Raw genomic sequence first — 18,084 nt, 5'->3', positions numbered from 1 at the left:
CACCATGACCCCAGAGACCCACCAGCCTGAACTTTCTTTCACCGAGATGCTGGCGCGCCTGGACGAGCTCGCGCGCGGTCTGCGCACGGGCGACCTGGAGGACCGGCTCAGGCGCTTGCCGGACACCGTGGCCGAGGCCCATCGATTGAAGCGGAGGCTCGTCGATCACGCCGTCGAGATCCGCGAGGCCGTCGCCTGCCTGCGCGGCAACGCCCGGCCGGCCAGCGCCGCCTGAACGGTGGATCCGAGGTCCCCGGCCGACACACACAGCTCTCGGCCCTTGCGCGGCTCCCGCCACGGGCCACCATCGCTCGGCATCACTCCGCACGCGTGCGCTCGACGGGCCCGCAATCTGTCGATGCCACGTAGCGTCGGCGGCGTGGGTGGGAACCGGCGCTGCGGTCTGCAGTTTCCCTGAGGCACGCGTTGACATCGTGCTCCGATGTTGAGTCTCGGCGACGGGCTGTCCTCATTCAGGTGGAGCGGCCCGTTCGCCATTCCGGCAGCCTTCGGGTCGCGCGTTCAGTGGACGCTACGAGAGCCCAGACCCGTCGGGCGGCCTCCGCCCGCGATGCGCTTCGACCCCGTTGGGCTTAGTCAAAGTCGGGCCGCATACAGGCGTCAGACTGCAAGCTCAGTTGGAACGGGGAAGGCGCTCTCGATTCCTCACGCTGCGCCCCGGGCCGCTCCACGCAAGCTGCCGCGCCCGCGAAGTCTCGCGGCGGACTGAACCAACCGCCAATGCCGCCGTCCGGCGATAGGGGGACCGGACCGGGCAGATCCGGCCCTGGCGCGTGGCCACTGGCGCGAACCCCGGGAGGACCGGTACGACGCAGCCGAGAGCCATGACGCACGCAACACCCTTCACGGCCGGGAGCGCGCGCGGATCCGGGAAACCGTGTCGGTGGACGGGCCGTTCTGTGAGCGGCCGGTCAAGTTCGGCTGCCGAAATCTCCCGGAGCTGTCTGTGGCGCGTATCCCCACCTCGATCTTCGCGGCCGTCCTCCTGACTGGCGCTCTCCATCCAGCCGGTGCCGCGGCGAGGATGGTGCGCGTGCCGAACCGGTACGACGGATCCTGGACCATCATCGCCATCACGGCTCAAAGGCCCTGCGCGACGCGCACGCGCTACCAAGTCCGGATCAAGGACAGTGACGCCTCGGTCCCGGGCCGAGAGGTCGAGATCGACGGCGGCGTGTCGTCGACCGGATCCGTGCAGGCCACGATTACCAGCGGGGCCAACAGGGTCCCGATCTCCGGCAGCCTGGACGTCAGGGGCAGCGGCAACGGTACGTGGCACACGTCCGGCGGACTGGTCACCTGCACCGGCCGTTGGAGCGCCCAGCGCGCTGGATAGCGGGTTTCGTGTGGATGCGGCTCACCAGCTGTTCGCCGAAGTAAGGGCGCAGCGCCCATATCCCCAGCCGCAGGCGTCACTTTCTACTGAACAAAGGCAGCGCAGCCGGCGTTTGCATTCGAACCCGAACACGGGATAGTTGAGGAAACGCCTATGCGCCTCAAAACTTGCGGCCTCGCGGTCGCTCTCGCGGTCGCTCTGACCGGCACAGCCTACGCTCAGCAGCCGGCCGGCGGAGGCAGCGCTACGGGCAATATGAACAACCCGGGCTCCGTCAAGAGCAACAGCGAGAAGATGAACGAGCGGACGACTGGCTCAGCCACCGGTTCGACCATGGGTACAGCTGGCGCCGCAACAGTGCCCGGTACCGGAACCTCCCACCCAGGCGTCGGTATGGGCACGAGCACGACCGCTCCTGCACGGTAACGTCCGCGGGCGAGCCCGCGAAACGGCAGGTGCGGCCCCTGTCTGATTATGGGGTGCGGCTCACCGGGTATTCTGGCTGCGATCGGTACCGCGGCGGTGCGCCGGGCCCGCATCAGGGCGTTCAGCTGCGTGATCACCGGCTCACCGGGGCAGCGCTCGGCCCGGTCCACGACGCTCGGCAGTAGCTTCGCCCCGCTCGCGAGCCCTTGCAACGCCCAGCCGAGCGCGAGGCGAGCGCTGCGGATCCGCCGGCCTGTGATCCTCCGTTCCGCTCCCGAAGCCTCCGTCGCCCTCCCGTTGCCCTCAGTCTAGGTCAGCCAGAGCCGAGCGTCCGGCATCGGTGATGCGCGCGTAGCCGGTGCGTCGCGCGTCCATCTCGGCCCAACCCCGCGCCACGAGCGAGGGCAGGAACAGCTCGTCGCCCGCGCGAACCGCCCGGGCCCGGTCGACCTGGTTCACCGCGACGAACCCCGCACCCGGCGCCTGCGCCAAGTACGCGAGCAGGCGGATCTGCGCGGTATTGGGTCTGCTCACGAGCGTAGCTCACGCACGGCGATGGCGGTCGCCCGGAGGGCGGCAGCGCCAGCGCGTCTGCCGGGTGTGCAACGACAATTTCGATGTCCTGAGAGCGTCGATTACGATGGCCGCTCGGGACGTATCGGTTTGGGCTGGTGCAGGCGTCGGCGGACATTGGGTTTGAGGGCGCTCTTCAGGTCCTTGTCGACGACGGCGCGATCGAACCAGTCGGGATCGAAGTGGCCGCCGCACCAGCGACGGATCTCGGCATGCTCGGGGTCGTCAGCATCGGCCATGATGGCCAGGAAGTTCGCGTAGCCACCGAGCCCGCCGACGTCCTCCGGCGGCCGGGCCCGGGCTCCGTCGAGACAGGTGGCGTGGCGCGGCCGTGCTTCGAGGACCAGGGGCCGTTCCAGCGTGACGGTGTGGTACCAGTCGTCGCCGAAGTCGTAGAGATAGGTGAAGCCCAGCCCAGGCTCGCGATCGAAGTCGAGCAGGCGCACCTCGCGCTCGTCGAACACGCGCGGATCATCGGCGCTGCCCCACTCATCCGCATCGGGATCGCCGTAGCGCAGGCCGCCGATCCGGAACTCGTGCAGATGGGAGTTCCACCAGTTGAAGGCCGCCTGGATGGCCAGGTGCAGCTCGCCCAGATGCCACGTGTACGGGACCACGAGGCGACGCCAGACCGCGGGCTCGATCCCGTCGATCGCCACGTGGATCTGCAAGGCATTGGGAGGCTCGAACATCATGGCCCCCAGAGCAGACAGGCTCGGAGGCGGCGTCAACTATCCCGGGCCCCGGCGACGATTAGAGCCGTGTCCGGCTGGGTTGAATCGTTGGGGGTAGCGGGCAGTCTGCGGATCTGATTCGCTGTTGGGCTTTCCGAGGAGGTCGGGATGCCGTCAGCGCTATCGGTGGATCTGCGAGAACGCGTGATCGCGGCGATCGAAGCGGGAGCTTCGCGCCGACAAGCAGCTCGGCGCTTCGGTATCGGCCCATCCAGCGCGATCCGCTGGCATGAACGCTTCCAGGCGGAGGGCGCGATCGCACCCCGGCCCTCGTGCGGGCAGCGACCCGCACCGGCCATCGAAGCGCACGCTGAGCGGATCCTTCAGATCGATCGGGAGCGGCCGCAGGCCTTCCTGCACGAGGTGCGTGATCTCCTGGCCGAACAGGGGGTCCGCACGAGCGTCAGCGGGCTGTGGCGGTTCTTCGCCCGGCATCGGATCACCCGTAAAAAGGGGCTGTCTACGCGGCCGAGCAGGAGCGTTCGGACGTGAGAGCCGCACGGGAGGCGTGGTTCGAGAGCCAACTCGACCTCGACCCCGATGCTGTCGTCTTCCTCGACGAGACGGCGACCGCCACGAACATGGCCCGCACCTACGGTCGGGCTCCACGCGGCGAACGCTGCCGGCTCCTCGTGCCTCAGGGCCATTACAAGACCACCACCGTCACCGCCGCCCTGCGTACCAGCGGCTTGGTCGCCACCACCCTGTTCGACGGGGCCACCAACGGCGCGCGCTTCCGCGCCTACGTCACCGACATCCTGGTCCCAGTGCTGAAGCCCGGCGACACCGTCATCCTCGACAACCTGCAATCCCACAAAGTCGTCGGCGTGCGCGAAGCCATCGAGGCGGCCGGCGCGCGGCTCCTTTACCTCCCGGCCTACTCGCCCGACTTCAACCCGATCGAGCAGGCCTTCTCAAAGCTTAAGGCGCTGCTGCGCACCGCCGCGGCCCGAACCGTCCCAGACCTTTGGGCGGCCATCGCCCGGGCCTTCGCAGCCTTCACCCCAGCTGAATGCCGTAACTACATCACCGCCGCCGGATACGACGCTTATGACCCAACCTAAACGGCAACAGCTCTAGGCCGCTGTCGAGGCCTCTGCCCCGGCTCTGGTTGCTGCGCGACGACGGTAGCTCTCGGTGTTGAGTTCCAGGATGGTGGCATGGTGGACGAGCCGATCGATGGCCGCCACGGTCATGGCTGGGTCGGGGAAGATCTGATCCCATGCGCTGAAGGGCTGATTGCAGGTGGCGATCAGCGAGCGCCGCTCGTAGCGCTCGGCGATGAGTTCGAACAGCACGCTGGTCTCCGCCTGATCCTTCCGCACGTAGCCGAGATCGTCGAGGATCAGGCAGTCGTAGCGGTCGAGCTTGGCCAGAAGGCCGGGCAGGGCGAGGTCACGCCGGGCCGCCTGCAGCCTCTGGACGAGGTCGGTGGTGCGGGTGAACAGGACGCGGTGGCCGTTCTCGACGAGCGCCGTTCCGATGGCGGCGGCCAGATGAGACTTGCCGGTGCCGGAGGGGCCAAACAGCAGGATGTTGGCCCCCTGATCGAGCCAGGCATCGCCGCCGGCGAGCGCGAGCACATGGGCCTTGCGCAGGCTCGGCACGGAGGCGAACTCGAAGCTCTGCAGCGTCTTGCCGGTGGGCAGGTCCGCCTCGGCGAGATGGCGAGCGATGCGGCGGGTGTGACGCTCCTGGACTTCGTGCTCGCACAGGGTGGCGAGGTAGCGGGCCGCGCCCCAGCCCTCGCGGTCGGCGCGGGCCCCGAGGTCCTGCCAGAGGCGGGCGATGGTCGGCAGGCGCAGGCTGGTGAGCATCACCGGCAGCTTGGCGGCGTCGGTCTTGGTCATGGCGTGGGATCCGGGGTGACGCTGAGGGAGGGCAGCAGGCGGTCGTAGGCGGTCGGATCCGGCGCGCTGACGTGCACGAGCGGCGTGCTCGACGCGCGCGGTGCGACGGCGGCGCGCGCCGTATCGAGATCGGGCAGGCGACCGGCATCGATGACGGCATCGAGGTGGTCGGCGAGCTGGCCCTCGCAGGCGTGGGTAGCAGCCAGGTGCAGGAGCCCGACGTAGACGCGGCAGGCCTGACGCAGGTCGAGGCCGGCGTCGAGGACGTCCCAGGCCCGTCGGAAGGCCGTGCGGGGGAACAGGTCCTCGCGGAACACCGGGTGCCGGAAGGCCTGCGGCTTCCTCACGAGGGCGTGGACGAGGTGACGATAGTCGACGACGCGCAGGAGCGGGCCGCCGCGCTTGAAGTGCCGGCGCGCCAGCGTCAGCACGGGGGTGAGCCCCAGGTGGCAGACGAGGCGGTCGTCGTAGACGTGCACCGTGAGGCGGCAGCCCACGAGGCGCGAGGGGACGGTGTAGAGGACGTTGCGCACCGAGATGGTGCCGAAGCGCGTCACGCCCGCGCTGGCGACGCTGTAGTCGCTGGTGCGGTAGGTGGGCAGCGGCGCGAGGGCGGTGCGCTCCACCGCCAGGGCGTCGCGCACGGCGGCGTTCCTGCGCAAAGCGTAGTCCTGCAGGAACGCCTGATAGGCGGCCAGATCGGCGAAGTCCTTCGAGCCGCGCAACTCCAGCGCCTCGCTCAGGCCGAGCTTGAGATGACCGTGAGCCGCCTCCACCGATCCGTTCTCGTGGGCGAGACCGGCATTGTTGCGGGTCGGCTCCAGGCCGTAGTGCCGGCAGAAGGCGGCGTAGGCCTCGGCTTCGTCGTCGCGGGTGGCGAGGTTGCGGTAGGCGGCCGAGAGCCGATCGGTGCGGTGCTCGCGGGGCACGCCGCCGAGCTGCCAGAGGGCATCCTGCAGACCTTCGGTGAGCGCGGTGAAGCTCTCCCCGCCGCAGATCGCCTTGAGCGAACGCCAGCCCGAGTAGGCGAGCCAGAAGTGGTAGAGCAGATGCGGGAAGGGACGGCCCGCCAAGGTGACGCCGAGCTTGGATCCGTCGGTGAAGTCTGAGAGCGCCTGTCGCCCGGGCGGATGTTCCTGGCGGAAGATCAGCTCGCGCTCGGGCCCCTCGGTGGCGCGCCAGTGGGCGACACGCCGCTGCAGGGAGCGCAGCACGCCCTCGCCGAAGCGCCCGGGATGGCGGCGGTCGAGTTCTTCGAGCAGGCTGGTGGCCCGGATGTGGGGCACGGCTTCCAGAAGAGGCACGAGTTCCTCCCGCCAGACATCGGCGAAGGGATCGGCGCGGGTGCGATAGGTGCGTGGGGGCTTCTGGCTCGGCAGGGTCGGACCGGCCTCGATGCGCCGCCCGGTGCGCTCGCTGAAGCCGGCCTGGGCTGCCGCGACAGCCTGCGTGTGGCCTTCCCGTCGTGAGGTCATGAAGCGCCGGACCTGTCGGTCGGTGACGTGCAAGCCCGGCATCAGCCTTCCCCCGTGATCGCGGGGGAAGGCTGCGCGCCCTCACGTCGAACCGGCCATCCCAATCGTCGTCAGGCGGCAATCGTAGTTGGCGTCACACAGCCGGGCCATAGCCGCGCGGCGGGCTCGGGTCGAGCGTCCTCTCGTCGCGCATCTCGAGCCAAGTCAGGACCCCGCGATCCGGGCGATCGGCTCCAGGTCATCCCGCGCCCGGTACACCCGCGGTGCTGGAACAGGAGAGCGCCCGCGGGTGAGCCCTCTGCGTGGGGCGACGCGGGGCCGGGCGGGCCCGGTCCCGATGCGTGGCCGCCGGTCCAAACCCCGACACCACCGCGCACAGAGCGCCCGGCCGTCTTGCCGGTGGATAACCTTCGCCGACGAGGCCTCGACCGGCACCGACGGCTTGGACCCTCCTGGCGGTCTGTGGCAGCAGAGAAAGGCCCAGGCGACGAACGCGCTGGGGCTGTGGGCTGCCGCTGTCCTGAGATCGGCAGCTCGAGAAGTTCGCGCTGCTCTGCGGCGTTCATCCTCCGGGTCGGCCTGTGCTGGCGCGGCGGACGGTTCTCCGGGTCGAGCCTCGACCCGGAGAACCGTCCGACCGGTCCTTTGCCCCCGGCATCCGACAGTCCCGTTCGTGGACGTCATGCGGATGAGCCAGTCGATCGGGTCATACCGGTCGCTGAGGGATGCTTTCTTCAGGCGCTGTGAGACCCGGGGCCCTACGTGGCTGGCGTGAACCGGACTCGTCTTTCGACGAGGCGGCGCTGTGTCACAACCTGAAGATGAAAATACTCGTCCCGATCCCACGTTAAATGGCGATCCGTCGCTGGGCGGTGACGGCGTGCGCGGTACGAACGACCGGCCGACGATCCAGAACGAACCGGCAGTTTTTGTTTCGTACGATCCAACCGACCCGACCGCTCGGACCTATTCCGCGCTGATCGACGCCTACGCGTTCTTCAACGCGCGGCTATTCTCGGGCCAGTTACCACCTTGTCTCCTCACCCTGCAGCGCAGGAAGCAGGCCTACGGCTACTTCTCCGGCCGGCGCTTCACCACCCGCGACGGCACGGCGATTACCGATGAGATCGCGCTCAACCCGAGCCATTTCGCCGAGCGCACCACCGAGGAGATCCTCTCGACGCTCGTGCACGAGATGGTCCACCTGGAGCAGGCGCATTTCGGCACGCCGTCCCGGGGCAGGTACCACAACACGGAGTGGGCGCGGATGATGCGGGCCGTGGGGCTGATCCCGTCCGACACGGGCGAGCCGGGCGGCAAGGAGACGGGTCAGCGCGTCAGCCACTTCATCGAGGAGGGGGGGCGCTTCGCGCGCGCCTGCGCCGACTTGCTCGCTGCGCGGACGAACATGGTGCCCTTCGTCGAGTTGGGGAATGAGACCGATCGTGAGACGCGGGAGAAGAAGGCGGCCAGCAAGACGAAGTACACCTGTCCAGCTTGCAATGCGAATGCCTGGGCAAAGCCGGAAACTCCGCTCGTCTGCGGGGCCTGCCGTCAGCCGATGCAAGGCCAGGGACAGCGATGAGATCAAGAAACTGTGGGAATGGTCGTAACCCTACGCTCGTCGCAACGTCGCGCTTCGGTCTCGGCCGGTGAAGCCGAGAGCGTAGGATCGGCCTCGGTCTGCTACCGCGCTCTGTTATAATGTTTTCACAATTAAGTTATAACAGGGCGCATCCTTCGTCGCCGAACGTGCTATAAATCTTTCGCTAAAAGATTATAGCGGGGTGGCGGGGATGAGAGAAATCGACTTGGCGTATCGGACGCTCTACGCCGAGCTGTGCCAGCGCAGCCTCGATGGCGCGTTCGAAGCCGACTTCCCGATCGCGGGCCGCTTCGTGACCGTGCCGGTCAATGGCCGCGCCTACTGGTACTTCGACTTGCCCGGACCGGACGGCGTCAAGCGCCGCTACGTCGGTCCCAAGCACGACGCGCAGGTCACGGACTGCGTCGAGCGCTTCCAAACGATCAAAGGCGACCTCAAAGCCCGGCGTAAGCTGGTCTCGACCCTCGTCCGGGAAGCGGGATTGCCGGCGCCCGAGCGGTTCTCGGGCGACGTGGTGCGCGCGCTCTCGGAGGCCGGCCTGTTCCGTCTTCGCGGTGTTCTGGTCGGAACCGTCGCCTTCCAGTGCTACCCGGGCATCCTCGGCGTGCGGCTGCCGAACGCCGCCCTGCAGACCGGCGACGCCGACTTCGCGCAGTTCCACTCCGTGTCGGCCGCGGTCGACGACAGCCTGCCGCCGATGCTCGACGTCCTGCGCTCGGTCGACGCGACCTTTCGCGATCTCCCGCATCAGGCTGACGGGCGGCGCTCGACCAAGTTCCGGAACGCGAAGGGCTACGAGGTCGAGTTCCTGACGCCGAACCGCGGAAGCGCCGACCACGACGGCAAGCCAGCCGGCATGCCCGCGCTGGGCGGGGCCGCGGCCCACCCACTTCGTTTTTTAGACTTCCTGATCCACGAGCCGGTCCGAGCGGTGCTCCTGTACGGCGGTGGGGTCAACGTCGTGGTGCCGGCACCCGAGCGCTTCGCCGTCCACAAACTCATCGTCGCGAGCCGCAGGCGGGACGATCCGCTCGGGCGGCTGAAGCGCGACAAGGACGCTCTCCAGGCTGCCGTTCTCGGGCAAGCCCTGGCCATGACGCGGCGGGCGCGCGACCTCGCCACGGCTTACGCTGAGGCGTGGGGCCGAGGTCCGGCTTGGCGGCAGGCCTTGCGCGAAGGACTGACGTTCGTCCCGACCAAGGCCCGAACCGGGCTTGTGGCCGGAATCGTCGATGGACTGATGGAGATCGGCGAAGATCCGAAAGAATTCGGCTTCGACGCGTCTGGTAAACCACGTCTCTAGCCCAATATTTGGGTCAGGTGGGATTAACGACGGCCTAGAGTGAGGAAATCAAATTCTGACCCGACAACAATACGAAGATAGTGATGCCTACAGCAGTCCTACCCATGGCCATGCGGTCGTCGCGTCTCTCGGCAGTGTTGCAGGCGGACACACGCACACCGGCGGGCAGCGGCTAGTTCCTCGCACGTCGCCTATAAGCTCGGGCCGGGAGGCCGTGTGAGAGGCGGTGCTGTAGGAAACGGGGCACCGCTTAGTGCTGGCTCACGGTCTGTTATTGCAGGCAGCCCGATCCGGCGTTGGCACGGATCCAGTTGGGCGCGAGGATGTCGCCGGCGTCCGTGATGATCCAGGGCGCGGCGTTCTCGGCGTCGATCGCCTCGGCCGCGGCGGCCAGGGCCGCGCGCAGCGTCGGGAACCGGCACGTCGCGGCGACGTGAGCCGGCGTGTCGCCGGGCCACAGGGTGAGGTCGGCGGGCTTGTCGAGGTCGGCGAGCGTCATCGGTGCGCTCCGGTCGAGGGCAGGGACGGCGCTATGCCCGAGGTGCCGCGCCCCAGGTAGATGCCGACGCGCCTGATCCGAGGGGCGGCCATGCACACGTGCGCCTTGTCGAACGCGGCGCCTGGATCCGCGCGAAGGGAGCCGACCAAGCCTTCGACGGGTCCGCTCAGGTCAGTCTGTTCCCGGCTCGATCACGACAGCGCGATCACGGCTGGCGCCGGTTGGCGGTTCTGCATCGGACGAACAATCCAGCGCACCACCGGCCTGGCGAAGCGAAATGATCCCGACTCGCAGCGGAGGCCGTTCGGCCGTGCGTCTCGGCTCACTTCAGCAGCCAGGCTACGGGCTGCCACGTGACGACAACCCGCAGCACGCGGCGACCCACGAGTGCAGCAAACCCGGCTGCGATGATCAGCCAGGCTGGTCCCCAGTCCGTCAGCCAGTCCCGCAAGGCGAAGTACGATGCGTCCCAGAACCCCCCGACCCGCGGCATGGTGCCCTCGATCCAAAGCGGGAACTCGCAGTACTGCCGCTTCTGCGTCGGATCGGTCTTGCGCTGCAGCGGTCCGCAGGACTTGACCATCTGCTCGCGCATGTCCGGGTTGGCGGCGATCAACTTGAGCCACTCGGATCCGTCCGCGCGCGTGGCAAGTGCCGACCACTGCGCGGCTACGCTCGTGGCCTCGGCCCGCCCGATCCTGTAGCCGACACCGCCGCATACGACACCGCTGGCCAGGACGATCCCGGCCGCCCAAAGGCCGACCTCGCGCGCTCCGGTGCGCTCCATCCTCCTGAAATGCTCGCTCGCGCTCGCCGCGACCGCCGCGCCGGTCGTTTCCGCGAGCGTGGCGTGGGCCGCCTCGACCCGGGCGCTGGCGGCCTGGGCCACCGGGCCGACGGCGCGCCTGGCCGCCTGCTCGACCCGTTCGGGGACCGCGTCGATCGCCTCCGGGATGGTCCGGGCCGCCTTCTCCAACAGCCCCGTGACCGCGAGATAGACCCAGAGGGGATCGTCGGGATTGACCCCGAGGTCCATCATCCGCCGCCACGTCTGGTCGCGGAGCGCCGGGTCGAGGCCGAAGACCTCGGCTGCCAGGTCGAAATTGAGCTTGGCGTCGGGACGCATCGCGGGGCGGGGTCAAGATCAGCGGGCTGGACCTCGCCTCAGAGGCCGAGGAGGGAACGCAGCAGCTCGAAGGCGGCCGCGGACTCGCGCCGGTATCGTGCGACGTGCGAGCGCTCGACGATGGTCAGGCGTGATGCGGAGGCGGCTGTCGAGAACGGCAGGTCGTCGGCGTCGACCTTGGCGAACGTGCCGGCCGGCAGGGCGGGAAGGCTGATCTCGAGGCCGCCGAGTTCCTCGAGCAGACGTTTGCGGACCTTGCCGCCCCGTTCCTGACCGTCGCCGTCGGTGTAGCCGTGCCAGAAGGGGAAATCGGACTCTGCCTTGCCCCAGCGGGTGTTGCGAACGGCGACATGATCGACCCGGTCGCCGACCAGCTCGATCCAGCGGGCGACCGATTGGGTCGCGGCGACCTCCGACGAGATTAGATGCAGGACGACGAGCCGGTAGCCATTCTCGTCGACGGCGGCCAGCAGGTCGTCGAGCCCCTCGCCCATGTCGGTGATGCGCGTCAGGTCGGCCAAGCTGCCGCCGGCGAGATCGTGGACGATCAGGGGCTCCTGCGTTCCGAGGCAGTTAAGCAGGGTGTGGCTCTCGGCGGCGTCGCGGATGTTGTAGTAACCCACGCCGACGGTCGGATCCTGCTCGTCCAGGACTTCGCCCGCCCCGTCCCGGGTCCCGAGAACCCGGACGAGGCCGCCGACGCTGCCGTCGGCGTCGTAGGCCGCCACGCGCGTGCCGCCCTCGCGCAGGTACTCTACGAGGGTGCGGGCGGTCACGCTCTTGCCGACGCCGCCCTTCTCAGAAGTGACCAGGACGGCCCGCTTCTGCTGTGGGGCGGTGTCCTTGCGCGCCTGTTGTGCCCTTGCCATGCTGCCCTTCCGATCCGGTGTCCAGGCCTGCCTTCCGCGGCCTAAAGATCCTTGTTGCTCATCCTGTGCCCGAGGGCGGGCGAGGCGGGAGACTGCCCGCGCGCCGGCACCTGATCGCGCGCGGCGGTGGAGCGTGGCTGCGGACCGGGCCGGTGTTCTGTGGGCGCCTGCGAAGTCTTAGCGGGTGACTTCGCCTTGGCCTTGCCGCGCCGTCGCACGGGCTTGTGGCCGGCGAGCTCGCGCGTGGCAGTCTGGACGTACTGCCGCAGCGTGGCGACGCTGAGCTTGACGCCCATCCGGGCAAGGAGTTCACGGATCTCGGCGTCGGTCTTGCACTTGGCCTTGAGTTCCTTGATCTCCGGGAGCACGGCCTTGACCGCCTCGTAGGCGGTGGGCTTGCGGCTTGGGGCGTGCTTGATCTCCTCGCGCAGGAAGGCGCGGAGCTCGCTGTAGGGATCGGATTCGACGGCCTCACCCATCTCCATCACTCCTCGCGCGATCCTCGCAGTCCGCTCCGTCAGGCCTCTCACCGAGCCTGACTGGATCTGCGAACCGCTCAAACCCACCATCCTGAATGATCGGCATCATACCACGTCCGAGCTTACGGCCACGATAGCCGCGGGCGCCCTGTGGATAACCCAGGCCCTACGACCCAAAATCCAGACACATCACGCACCGATGGTGCTGTTTGACGGCCTAGCTTCCTGCTAAGCTGTTGCCAGATCGTACAGCTTGAATGTCAGGAGCCCACCCATGGCCCGCCGTCCCGTCCGTGTGTCCGTGGACGAGGCGCTTTGGGATGCTGTGGCGGCGGCAGCCCGGGCGCGCGGGATCGAGCCGTACCTGTTCGTCGAGGAGGCGCTCACCGCGGCGCTCGGCCCATCCGAGACTGTGGCGCGGCTGGCCGAGCTCGCGGATGCGGCGGCGTCGAGCGCCCGCGAGGCCTGGGTCAGTGCGGCCGAGATGCGCGATCAGATCCAGGTTATCAGCGACTTCATCGTCGACCTGTACCGGGCAGAGGCCCGAGCGAGCGGCGATGCGAGCCAAGCCTAGACGCGAGCGGGTGCTCAGGCGATGATGACCTGCACGCGGATCACGAGCGTCGAGTACTACGAGTCGATGGCGCGCCAGATCCGGCGTGAGGCCGGATTGAGCGCGCCCGACAGCCCCCTCGACGACACGGCCGCGGCGTACGCCCGTAAAGTGGCGGCCGGGACCGCCTCGGAGGGCGCCGCCGCCTTCGAGGAGGCCTACACCGAGGCGTTCGACCGGGCGTTGGCGACGCTGCGCTGGGGCCACACGGAAGGCCGCGATCAAGTCGCCTACTACACGGATAACGGCGCGGGCGAGGCCAACGGCGTGTGGTGGACGCGCGGGTCCAAAGCCAGCCCGAGCGATCCCGCCGATCCGTTCCGGTCCTGCCCGGACGGGGCCGAGGTCGACGGGCGCGTGCTGCGCGACCTCGCGGCCGGCCGCAACCCGCAAAGCCTGAAACCCCTGGTCCGCGCGTCGGCCAACGGCCGGCGCAGCGTCGGCTACGATCTCCAGTTCGCCGCACCCAAGAGCGTGAGCGTGCTGGCGGCGTTCGCCGGACCAGAGGAGCGCGCCCGGATCCTGGCGGCGCATGACCGCGCGGTGCGCCGGGCGCTCGACTACGCGCACGAAGCCGGCCTGATCGTGACCCGCACCGGGGCGCAGGGCCGGGAGCGGGCGCCGGCCGGCGGGGTGAGCGCGGCGGTGTACCGGCACTTCACCTCGCGGGCGCAGGATCCGCACCTCCACAGCCACGCCGTCCTGCTGAACCTGTGCGTGCGGGCCGACGGCACGACCGGTGGCCTCGACAACCGCGAGATCCTGCTGAACGCCGGCGGGATCGCGGCCTTGTACCGGAGCGAGCTGGCCGAGGGTCTCAGGGCAGAGCTCGGCTGCGAGGCGGTCAGGAGCGGGCGCAACTTCGAAGTCGCCGGCGTGGCCGAGCCCGTGCTGGAGCTGTTCTCCAAGCGGCGCATGGCGATCGAGCGGGCGGCGCAGGAGCAGGGGTTCGACACGGCCGACGACCGGGTCGCAGCGCAGGCCGCCGCCTTCGACACGCGGGCGGCCAAGGACCGGGAGAGGCCGCTGACAAGCCTGGAAGCCGAGTGGGACCGGCAATTGGTCCAATCCGGCTGGACGCGCGCGGCGCTGTTCGAGGGCGTGCAGATCGCGGCGGACGGGATCCGCGATACGCGGGCTGGCGCGCCCGCTGAGCGGCTGCAGCGCCTGGCCGAGGCCGGCCTCGCCGCGACCCTCGAGATGCAGGCGGTGCTGGCGGGGCGCGAGCTCGTCCGCCTGACCGCCGAGGCGCTGCAATGCGAAGCCGGAGCGGACGCCGTCCTAGAGCAGGTGGAGCGCATGCGCCAGGACGGCAGGGTGGTGGAGGTCGGGCGCTCGGCCGAGGGCCGGCCCGTCTACGCGACGCCCGCGATGATAGCTGTCGAGCAGACCATGCTGCGCGTGGCCTACGCCAGGCAGGACGAGCGGGCGTTCGTCCCGGCCGAGGTGGTGACGCGAGTCCTGGCGGACCGCCCGAGCCTGCGCCCGGAGCAGCGGGCGGCGGTCCGGCACGCGCTCAACCGCGACGGGGTGAGCGTGGTCGAGGGTAGCGCCGGATCGGGCAAGTCGTACGCGATGGCCAGCGTCGCCGAGGCAGTGCGGGCCTGCGACGGCGAGGTCTGGGTGATCGCGCCGAGCTGGAAGGCGGTCGACGTGATCCGCAATGATACGGCCACCGCCGAGGCGATGGCGCGGGCGGTGACCGGGTTCCTCAACCGGATCGACAAGGGTGAGATCGCGCTGGGGCCGCGGGCGGTGGTAATCGCCGACGAGGCCGGGATGATCGGCACGCGCGATCTCGCCGCCCTGGTCGAGGCGACGGCTGTCGCCGGAGCCAAGCTGGTCTTGAGCGGCGACACGCGCCAGCTCGTCCCGGTGCCGGCGGGCGCACCGATGCGGCTTCTGGTCAGGGCGCTGGGCACGAGCCGGATGGACGAGATCCAGCGGCAGCGCGGGCGCAGCGAGGCGGAGGGGGCCTGGATGCGGGCGGCCAGCATCGACTTCGCCGCGGGCCGGACCGCGAGCGCGTTGGAGGCCTACGATCGCGGCGGCGCGATCAACTGGGGGGCGAACCGCGAGGCCACGATCCAGGCGCTGGTCGACGCCTACGTGGACAGCCGCCTCGATCTCGAAGGGGCGGAGCGGACGCGGGCGGTGCTGACCGGCTGGAACAAGGACGTGCGCGAGCTCAACGCGCGGATCCGCGCCCGGCTCAAGCGTGAGGGGCTGCTGCCGGAGGGGGAGGACGTGGAGATTGTCGCGATCCCGCGCGGCGGCGGCCGAGCCGAGGCGTTGGCCCTGACGGTCGGGGACGAGGTGATATTCGGCGAGAGCGTGAAGATCGGCGACCAGACGATCCGCAACGCCGACCTGGCGCGGGTCGAGGCGATCTCCGGCGATCCGACCGACCCGGTGCTGACGCTGCGGCTAGTGAAGAACGGGGTCCGGCTGAGCGCCCTGTCGAGCGCGTTAGTCGGGTCCCGAAAACCGGGCGAGCCACGGGTGCCTCGGCTTCAGCACAGCTACGCCATGACCACGCACGCGGCGCAAGGCGTGACGGTGGACGAGGCGTACGTCGCCGACCTGCGCGGCGCGGGCGCGGAGGCGACCTACGTGGCAATGACGCGGCACCGGCGCACCGTGCGGCTCTACGTCGACACGGCGCGGATCCGGGACCGGCTGGAGGCGGCACGCTCCGGGGTTCGGCCAGAGGAGCGTGGCCTGCCGGGCGGTCGGGAAGCTGCGCACCCCAAGATCGCGTCCATCGGCCAGAGCGAGATCCGGCAGGCCTTTTTGTCGGACGCCGCACGCAGCGGCGGCAAGGCGAACGTCGCCGACTTCGCTGGAGCCGACCTGCGCACCTGGTGCGATGCGCCGGCCCAGGTGCGCGCTATCCCCCTGCGGCGCGACGGCAGGATGGGACTGGAGCGCGCGGGGTCTTGGAAGGAGGCGATCTCCGGGATCGCCCCGGCCTCTGTGGGGACACCGTCACCGGCTGCCCAGTCCTTGCGGCGGCGCATGGGGGAGCGCCTGAATGCCCCCGCAGCGTACCCGGTCCCGCGGCCGAGCCGGGCAGGTCGCGCGCTCCCGTTCGCCTCAGATACTCCGAGGCGGCATGGGCGTATCGGCCAGCTCGCCGCGATCCTGTGGCAGGGTCTGAGGCGGGAGATCCGGATTGCCGCGACCGCGATACGGGGTCTGCTGCCGCTGACCCTGGAACGGCTCCGCGCCGATGTCCTGATCGATCCTCGAGGCCGGATCGTGTTCGCCCGCCGGGATCAGAGCGGCCGCCTCTCGGGGATCGAGCAGATCGATGGGACCGGTGAGGGGGTGGAGAAGGGGCAGCAGGGTACGACGGGGTTGATCCAGCTGGGGGATCGACGCTCACCGAAGCGGATCTACGTGGCCCGAACGCAGACCGAGGCTTTGAGCCTGTATCAGCAGGATGGGCAGCCGGACCGTGCCCTGATCTATGGCCTGGGCGGCGATGGCCCGGAGACCGGTAGCGCGCTCGCCCACGTCGTCGCTCGGTATCCAGCTGCAGACGTGCATCTCGCGATCGACGCCCGAGCGGACGAGGGGGAAGCCCAGGCTTTCGAAGCGTGGGTCCTCGCGGCCTTGCGCAAGGCGCAGACGCCTGAGGCTCGGGTGACGGTACGCCGTTCTACGCTTCCGGAGCTATTTTCCGACAGAACTCATGACGTGTCGGCTGATCCGATCTCGAACGAGAAGGATCGCAAGCGGCAACGCCGCGAGCGAACCGGACAGGATCGCGGAATGGAGCGTCAGCTCTCCTTCGCACGCTCGACCCATGAGTCCTACGAACGGTAGAGCACCGGTATCTGCATCCCGTTTGCATTCAAGCAAACCGTCGGGCACGGCTTCGCCCCTCCGGTGGGCTAGAGGTCGGTTTCCCGAGCACTGCGATGGCGTGTGCCGGGTCAGCCGCCACGAGCGCCAGCAGCGCGCGTGCGGCCGGATCGGGTGGCGTGCGCCCTTGCTCCCAGTTTCTCACCGTCCCAATCGGCACGCGCAGGAAAGCGGCGAACGCCTCCTGTGTCATGTCGAGCGACCGACGCAGATCCGCCGGTGCGGGCACCAGGATGTAGCCATTCGTAGAAGCGTCCGGATCCTCACCGTCCTCGCGCGCCTGCCGCCGGATCTCCTCTTCCGTCGTCGCTTCGAGGCGCTCCCGATCCAGGTTGGGAGCCGCAGCCAGGATGCTCTCTAGCGATCGCTTGACCATTTTCGGCGCTCCTTCTGATGGGCCCGACGGGCCGAGACGATCCAGCGAACCGATGCACCATTCCTGTCGAGGTGGTCGGTGAACACGACGACGTAGAGCGATCCGTCGATCTCACCGAGCGCCCGCATGCGCATCTCCCCATAGTCCCGGCGGTCGTCCACCTGCTCCAGCACAGGACCAGCGAAGATGCGCGCTGCGTAGGCAAAATCGAACCCCCGCTCGCGCCGGCACGCGTCGCTCTTGGCTTGATGCCAGTCGAAATCCATGCGGGGTAAGTACGCTTCAAGCGCAGTCTGTCAAACTGCCTCTCAGGACGTAGGTCTGACTGGGGCGTTCGTTCAGGCGTAGGGTCCTCGAAACAGGTCTCCCAGTGCCTTGCGCCGAAACAGGGTGAGCCAACGCCGCCGGCGATGCTCGGGCCGATCGTGGATCATATGGCAGCGTTGGCAGAACGCGGCGAGGTTCGTTCCCGCATTGTTGCTGGTGTCGTGGTCGCGATGCGCGGTCGCCAGCACCACCCGTGTGCGGCGCACGTGCCCAAGCACATCGTCGGCACCGACGGTAACGCGCACAACCCGGGCACGTCCGTCGCGCCAGGCGCCGACCTCATCATCCCACCAGCGACCATCCCCGAGATGGAATACGATCCGCCCGTGCGGGCGCTTGCAAGTTTCGCAACGACCGCCAGCGCGCCGAAAGCGGATCACCGCCGAGAGCTGCGGCCAGTCGATGGGGTAGAAGAAGCGATGCTCGGGCCGGATCGGCATGAGCCAACTCTGCCACAGCTTGGCTATAAAACCAGGTTCACAGGCGCTCGTGCCGGCGCAGAGCCTCTCAGGCCGGTCATGCCGTCCGCCTTTGCCGAAGGATCTGCCGTCCTTGGCGACGAGCCCCCGTGCTGAGCGATCTTACTCCGTAGGCTTCTTCC

At 69.1% G+C, this 18,084-nt stretch carries 18 protein-coding genes; 7 read left to right on the top strand and 11 right to left on the bottom strand.

What is annotated here, in order from left to right; all coding sequences use genetic code 11:
- The first annotated feature begins 4 nt into the window (after window positions 1-4).
- Together MTDSW087_RS16810 and MTDSW087_RS16805 are read left to right on the top strand one after the other, a co-directional pair.
- Window positions 5-235 (top strand): hypothetical protein, encoded by a 231-nt coding sequence (locus MTDSW087_RS16810; RefSeq protein WP_144765870.1) that lies wholly within the window; start codon window positions 5-7, stop codon window positions 233-235.
- A 669-nt stretch (window positions 236-904) separates the two neighbouring features.
- Complete coding sequence (locus tag MTDSW087_RS16805) at window positions 905-1,357, top strand: heme utilization protein (protein ID WP_238178972.1); 453 nt, start codon at window positions 905-907, stop codon at window positions 1,355-1,357.
- A 729-nt stretch (window positions 1,358-2,086) separates the two neighbouring features.
- On the opposite strand, the gene MTDSW087_RS16795 is transcribed toward MTDSW087_RS16805, so the two are convergent.
- Both MTDSW087_RS16795 and MTDSW087_RS16790 read right to left on the bottom strand, forming a co-directional pair.
- Entirely contained in the window at window positions 2,087-2,317 is a 231-nt protein-coding gene (locus tag MTDSW087_RS16795) for a hypothetical protein (protein WP_053608431.1), read from the bottom strand.
- A 101-nt stretch (window positions 2,318-2,418) separates the two neighbouring features.
- The gene (locus tag MTDSW087_RS16790; protein WP_144765874.1) at window positions 2,419-3,048 is read right to left on the bottom strand and encodes a plasmid pRiA4b ORF-3 family protein; all 630 of its coding nucleotides are present in this window, start codon (window positions 3,046-3,048) and stop codon (window positions 2,419-2,421) included.
- A 150-nt stretch (window positions 3,049-3,198) separates the two neighbouring features.
- On the opposite strand from MTDSW087_RS16790, the gene MTDSW087_RS16785 reads away from it, so the two are divergent.
- A protein-coding gene (locus MTDSW087_RS16785) for an IS630 family transposase (RefSeq protein ID WP_144765868.1) occupies window positions 3,199-4,154 on the top strand; the annotation gives its coding sequence in 2 pieces (ribosomal slippage) (window positions 3,199-3,550 and window positions 3,550-4,154; 957 coding nt in all).
- A 12-nt stretch (window positions 4,155-4,166) separates the two neighbouring features.
- Here MTDSW087_RS16785 and istB read toward each other — a convergent pair.
- Both istB and istA read right to left on the bottom strand, forming a co-directional pair.
- Window positions 4,167-4,940 (bottom strand): IS21-like element helper ATPase IstB, encoded by a 774-nt coding sequence (istB, locus tag MTDSW087_RS16780; RefSeq protein ID WP_144765867.1) that lies wholly within the window; start codon window positions 4,938-4,940, stop codon window positions 4,167-4,169.
- Window positions 4,937-6,457, bottom strand: coding sequence for an IS21 family transposase (istA, locus tag MTDSW087_RS16775; protein WP_144765865.1), 1,521 nt, complete (start codon window positions 6,455-6,457; stop codon window positions 4,937-4,939). The genes istB and istA overlap by 4 nt, the downstream gene beginning before the upstream one ends.
- A 763-nt stretch (window positions 6,458-7,220) precedes the next feature.
- On the opposite strand from istA, the gene MTDSW087_RS16770 reads away from it, so the two are divergent.
- Window positions 7,221-8,000, top strand: a complete 780-nt coding sequence (locus MTDSW087_RS16770) for a SprT-like domain-containing protein (protein WP_078947006.1) — start codon at window positions 7,221-7,223, stop codon at window positions 7,998-8,000.
- A gap of 211 nt (window positions 8,001-8,211) precedes the next feature.
- Window positions 8,212-9,324, top strand: a complete 1,113-nt coding sequence (locus tag MTDSW087_RS16765) for a nucleotidyltransferase family protein (RefSeq protein WP_144765863.1) — start codon at window positions 8,212-8,214, stop codon at window positions 9,322-9,324.
- A gap of 271 nt (window positions 9,325-9,595) precedes the next feature.
- Here the strand turns inward: MTDSW087_RS16765 and MTDSW087_RS16760 are convergent, their stop codons facing one another.
- From MTDSW087_RS16760 to MTDSW087_RS16745, 4 genes are all read right to left on the bottom strand, one after another.
- Entirely contained in the window at window positions 9,596-9,823 is a 228-nt protein-coding gene (locus MTDSW087_RS16760) for a hypothetical protein (RefSeq protein WP_053608724.1), read from the bottom strand.
- Window positions 9,824-10,145: 322 nt separating this feature from the next.
- Window positions 10,146-10,949, bottom strand: coding sequence for a hypothetical protein (locus tag MTDSW087_RS16755; RefSeq protein ID WP_144765861.1), 804 nt, complete (start codon window positions 10,947-10,949; stop codon window positions 10,146-10,148).
- A 38-nt stretch (window positions 10,950-10,987) separates the two neighbouring features.
- A complete protein-coding gene (locus MTDSW087_RS16750) occupies window positions 10,988-11,818 on the bottom strand; it encodes a nucleotide-binding protein (protein ID WP_144765860.1) in 831 nt (276 codons plus the stop codon).
- Between the two features lie 41 nt (window positions 11,819-11,859).
- Complete coding sequence (locus MTDSW087_RS16745) at window positions 11,860-12,297, bottom strand: hypothetical protein (protein WP_144765857.1); 438 nt, start codon at window positions 12,295-12,297, stop codon at window positions 11,860-11,862.
- A gap of 274 nt (window positions 12,298-12,571) precedes the next feature.
- Here MTDSW087_RS16745 and MTDSW087_RS16740 point away from each other — a divergent pair, with 274 nt between their 5' ends.
- On the top strand, window positions 12,572-12,871 hold the full coding sequence (locus MTDSW087_RS16740; RefSeq protein WP_144765855.1) for a hypothetical protein: 300 nt from the start codon (window positions 12,572-12,574) through the stop codon (window positions 12,869-12,871).
- A 21-nt stretch (window positions 12,872-12,892) separates the two neighbouring features.
- A complete protein-coding gene (gene mobF / locus MTDSW087_RS16735) occupies window positions 12,893-16,741 on the top strand; it encodes a MobF family relaxase (protein ID WP_144765853.1) in 3,849 nt (1,282 codons plus the stop codon).
- A gap of 28 nt (window positions 16,742-16,769) precedes the next feature.
- Here the strand turns inward: mobF and MTDSW087_RS16730 are convergent, their stop codons facing one another.
- The 3 genes from MTDSW087_RS16730 to MTDSW087_RS16720 form a co-directional block, all read right to left on the bottom strand.
- On the bottom strand, window positions 16,770-17,156 hold the full coding sequence (locus MTDSW087_RS16730) for a helix-turn-helix domain-containing protein (protein WP_144765851.1): 387 nt from the start codon (window positions 17,154-17,156) through the stop codon (window positions 16,770-16,772).
- Window positions 17,138-17,422: a BrnT family toxin gene (locus MTDSW087_RS16725; protein ID WP_144765849.1), complete on the bottom strand. Its 285-nt coding sequence runs from the start codon at window positions 17,420-17,422 to the stop codon at window positions 17,138-17,140. The genes MTDSW087_RS16730 and MTDSW087_RS16725 overlap by 19 nt, the downstream gene beginning before the upstream one ends.
- Window positions 17,423-17,494: 72 nt before the next feature.
- Window positions 17,495-17,923 (bottom strand): hypothetical protein, encoded by a 429-nt coding sequence (locus MTDSW087_RS16720; protein ID WP_144765847.1) that lies wholly within the window; start codon window positions 17,921-17,923, stop codon window positions 17,495-17,497.
- Window positions 17,924-18,084: the final 161 nt, after the last annotated feature.

Source organism: Methylobacterium dankookense (genome assembly GCF_902141855.1).
GTDB classification, from domain to species: domain Bacteria; phylum Pseudomonadota; class Alphaproteobacteria; order Rhizobiales; family Beijerinckiaceae; genus Methylobacterium; species Methylobacterium dankookense.
The sequence above is the reverse complement of the archived record's forward strand: the minus strand, read 5'-3'. Positions and strand labels throughout refer to the sequence as shown.

Coding starts and splice junctions, on each gene's coding strand:
- MTDSW087_RS16810 (WP_144765870.1), top strand. CDS start 5: ATGACCCCAGAGACCCACCAGCCTGAACTTTCTTTCACCGAGATGCTG.
- MTDSW087_RS16790 (WP_144765874.1), bottom strand. CDS start 3,048: ATGTTCGAGCCTCCCAATGCCTTGCAGATCCACGTGGCGATCGACGGG.
- istB (WP_144765867.1), bottom strand. CDS start 4,940: ATGACCAAGACCGACGCCGCCAAGCTGCCGGTGATGCTCACCAGCCTG.
- istA (WP_144765865.1), bottom strand. CDS start 6,457: ATGCCGGGCTTGCACGTCACCGACCGACAGGTCCGGCGCTTCATGACC.
- MTDSW087_RS16765 (WP_144765863.1), top strand. CDS start 8,212: ATGAGAGAAATCGACTTGGCGTATCGGACGCTCTACGCCGAGCTGTGC.
- MTDSW087_RS16760 (WP_053608724.1), bottom strand. CDS start 9,823: ATGACGCTCGCCGACCTCGACAAGCCCGCCGACCTCACCCTGTGGCCC.
- MTDSW087_RS16755 (WP_144765861.1), bottom strand. CDS start 10,949: ATGCGTCCCGACGCCAAGCTCAATTTCGACCTGGCAGCCGAGGTCTTC.
- MTDSW087_RS16750 (WP_144765860.1), bottom strand. CDS start 11,818: ATGGCAAGGGCACAACAGGCGCGCAAGGACACCGCCCCACAGCAGAAG.
- MTDSW087_RS16745 (WP_144765857.1), bottom strand. CDS start 12,297: ATGGGTGAGGCCGTCGAATCCGATCCCTACAGCGAGCTCCGCGCCTTC.
- MTDSW087_RS16740 (WP_144765855.1), top strand. CDS start 12,572: ATGGCCCGCCGTCCCGTCCGTGTGTCCGTGGACGAGGCGCTTTGGGAT.
- mobF (WP_144765853.1), top strand. CDS start 12,893: ATGATGACCTGCACGCGGATCACGAGCGTCGAGTACTACGAGTCGATG.
- MTDSW087_RS16730 (WP_144765851.1), bottom strand. CDS start 17,156: ATGGTCAAGCGATCGCTAGAGAGCATCCTGGCTGCGGCTCCCAACCTG.
- MTDSW087_RS16725 (WP_144765849.1), bottom strand. CDS start 17,422: ATGGATTTCGACTGGCATCAAGCCAAGAGCGACGCGTGCCGGCGCGAG.
- MTDSW087_RS16720 (WP_144765847.1), bottom strand. CDS start 17,923: ATGCCGATCCGGCCCGAGCATCGCTTCTTCTACCCCATCGACTGGCCG.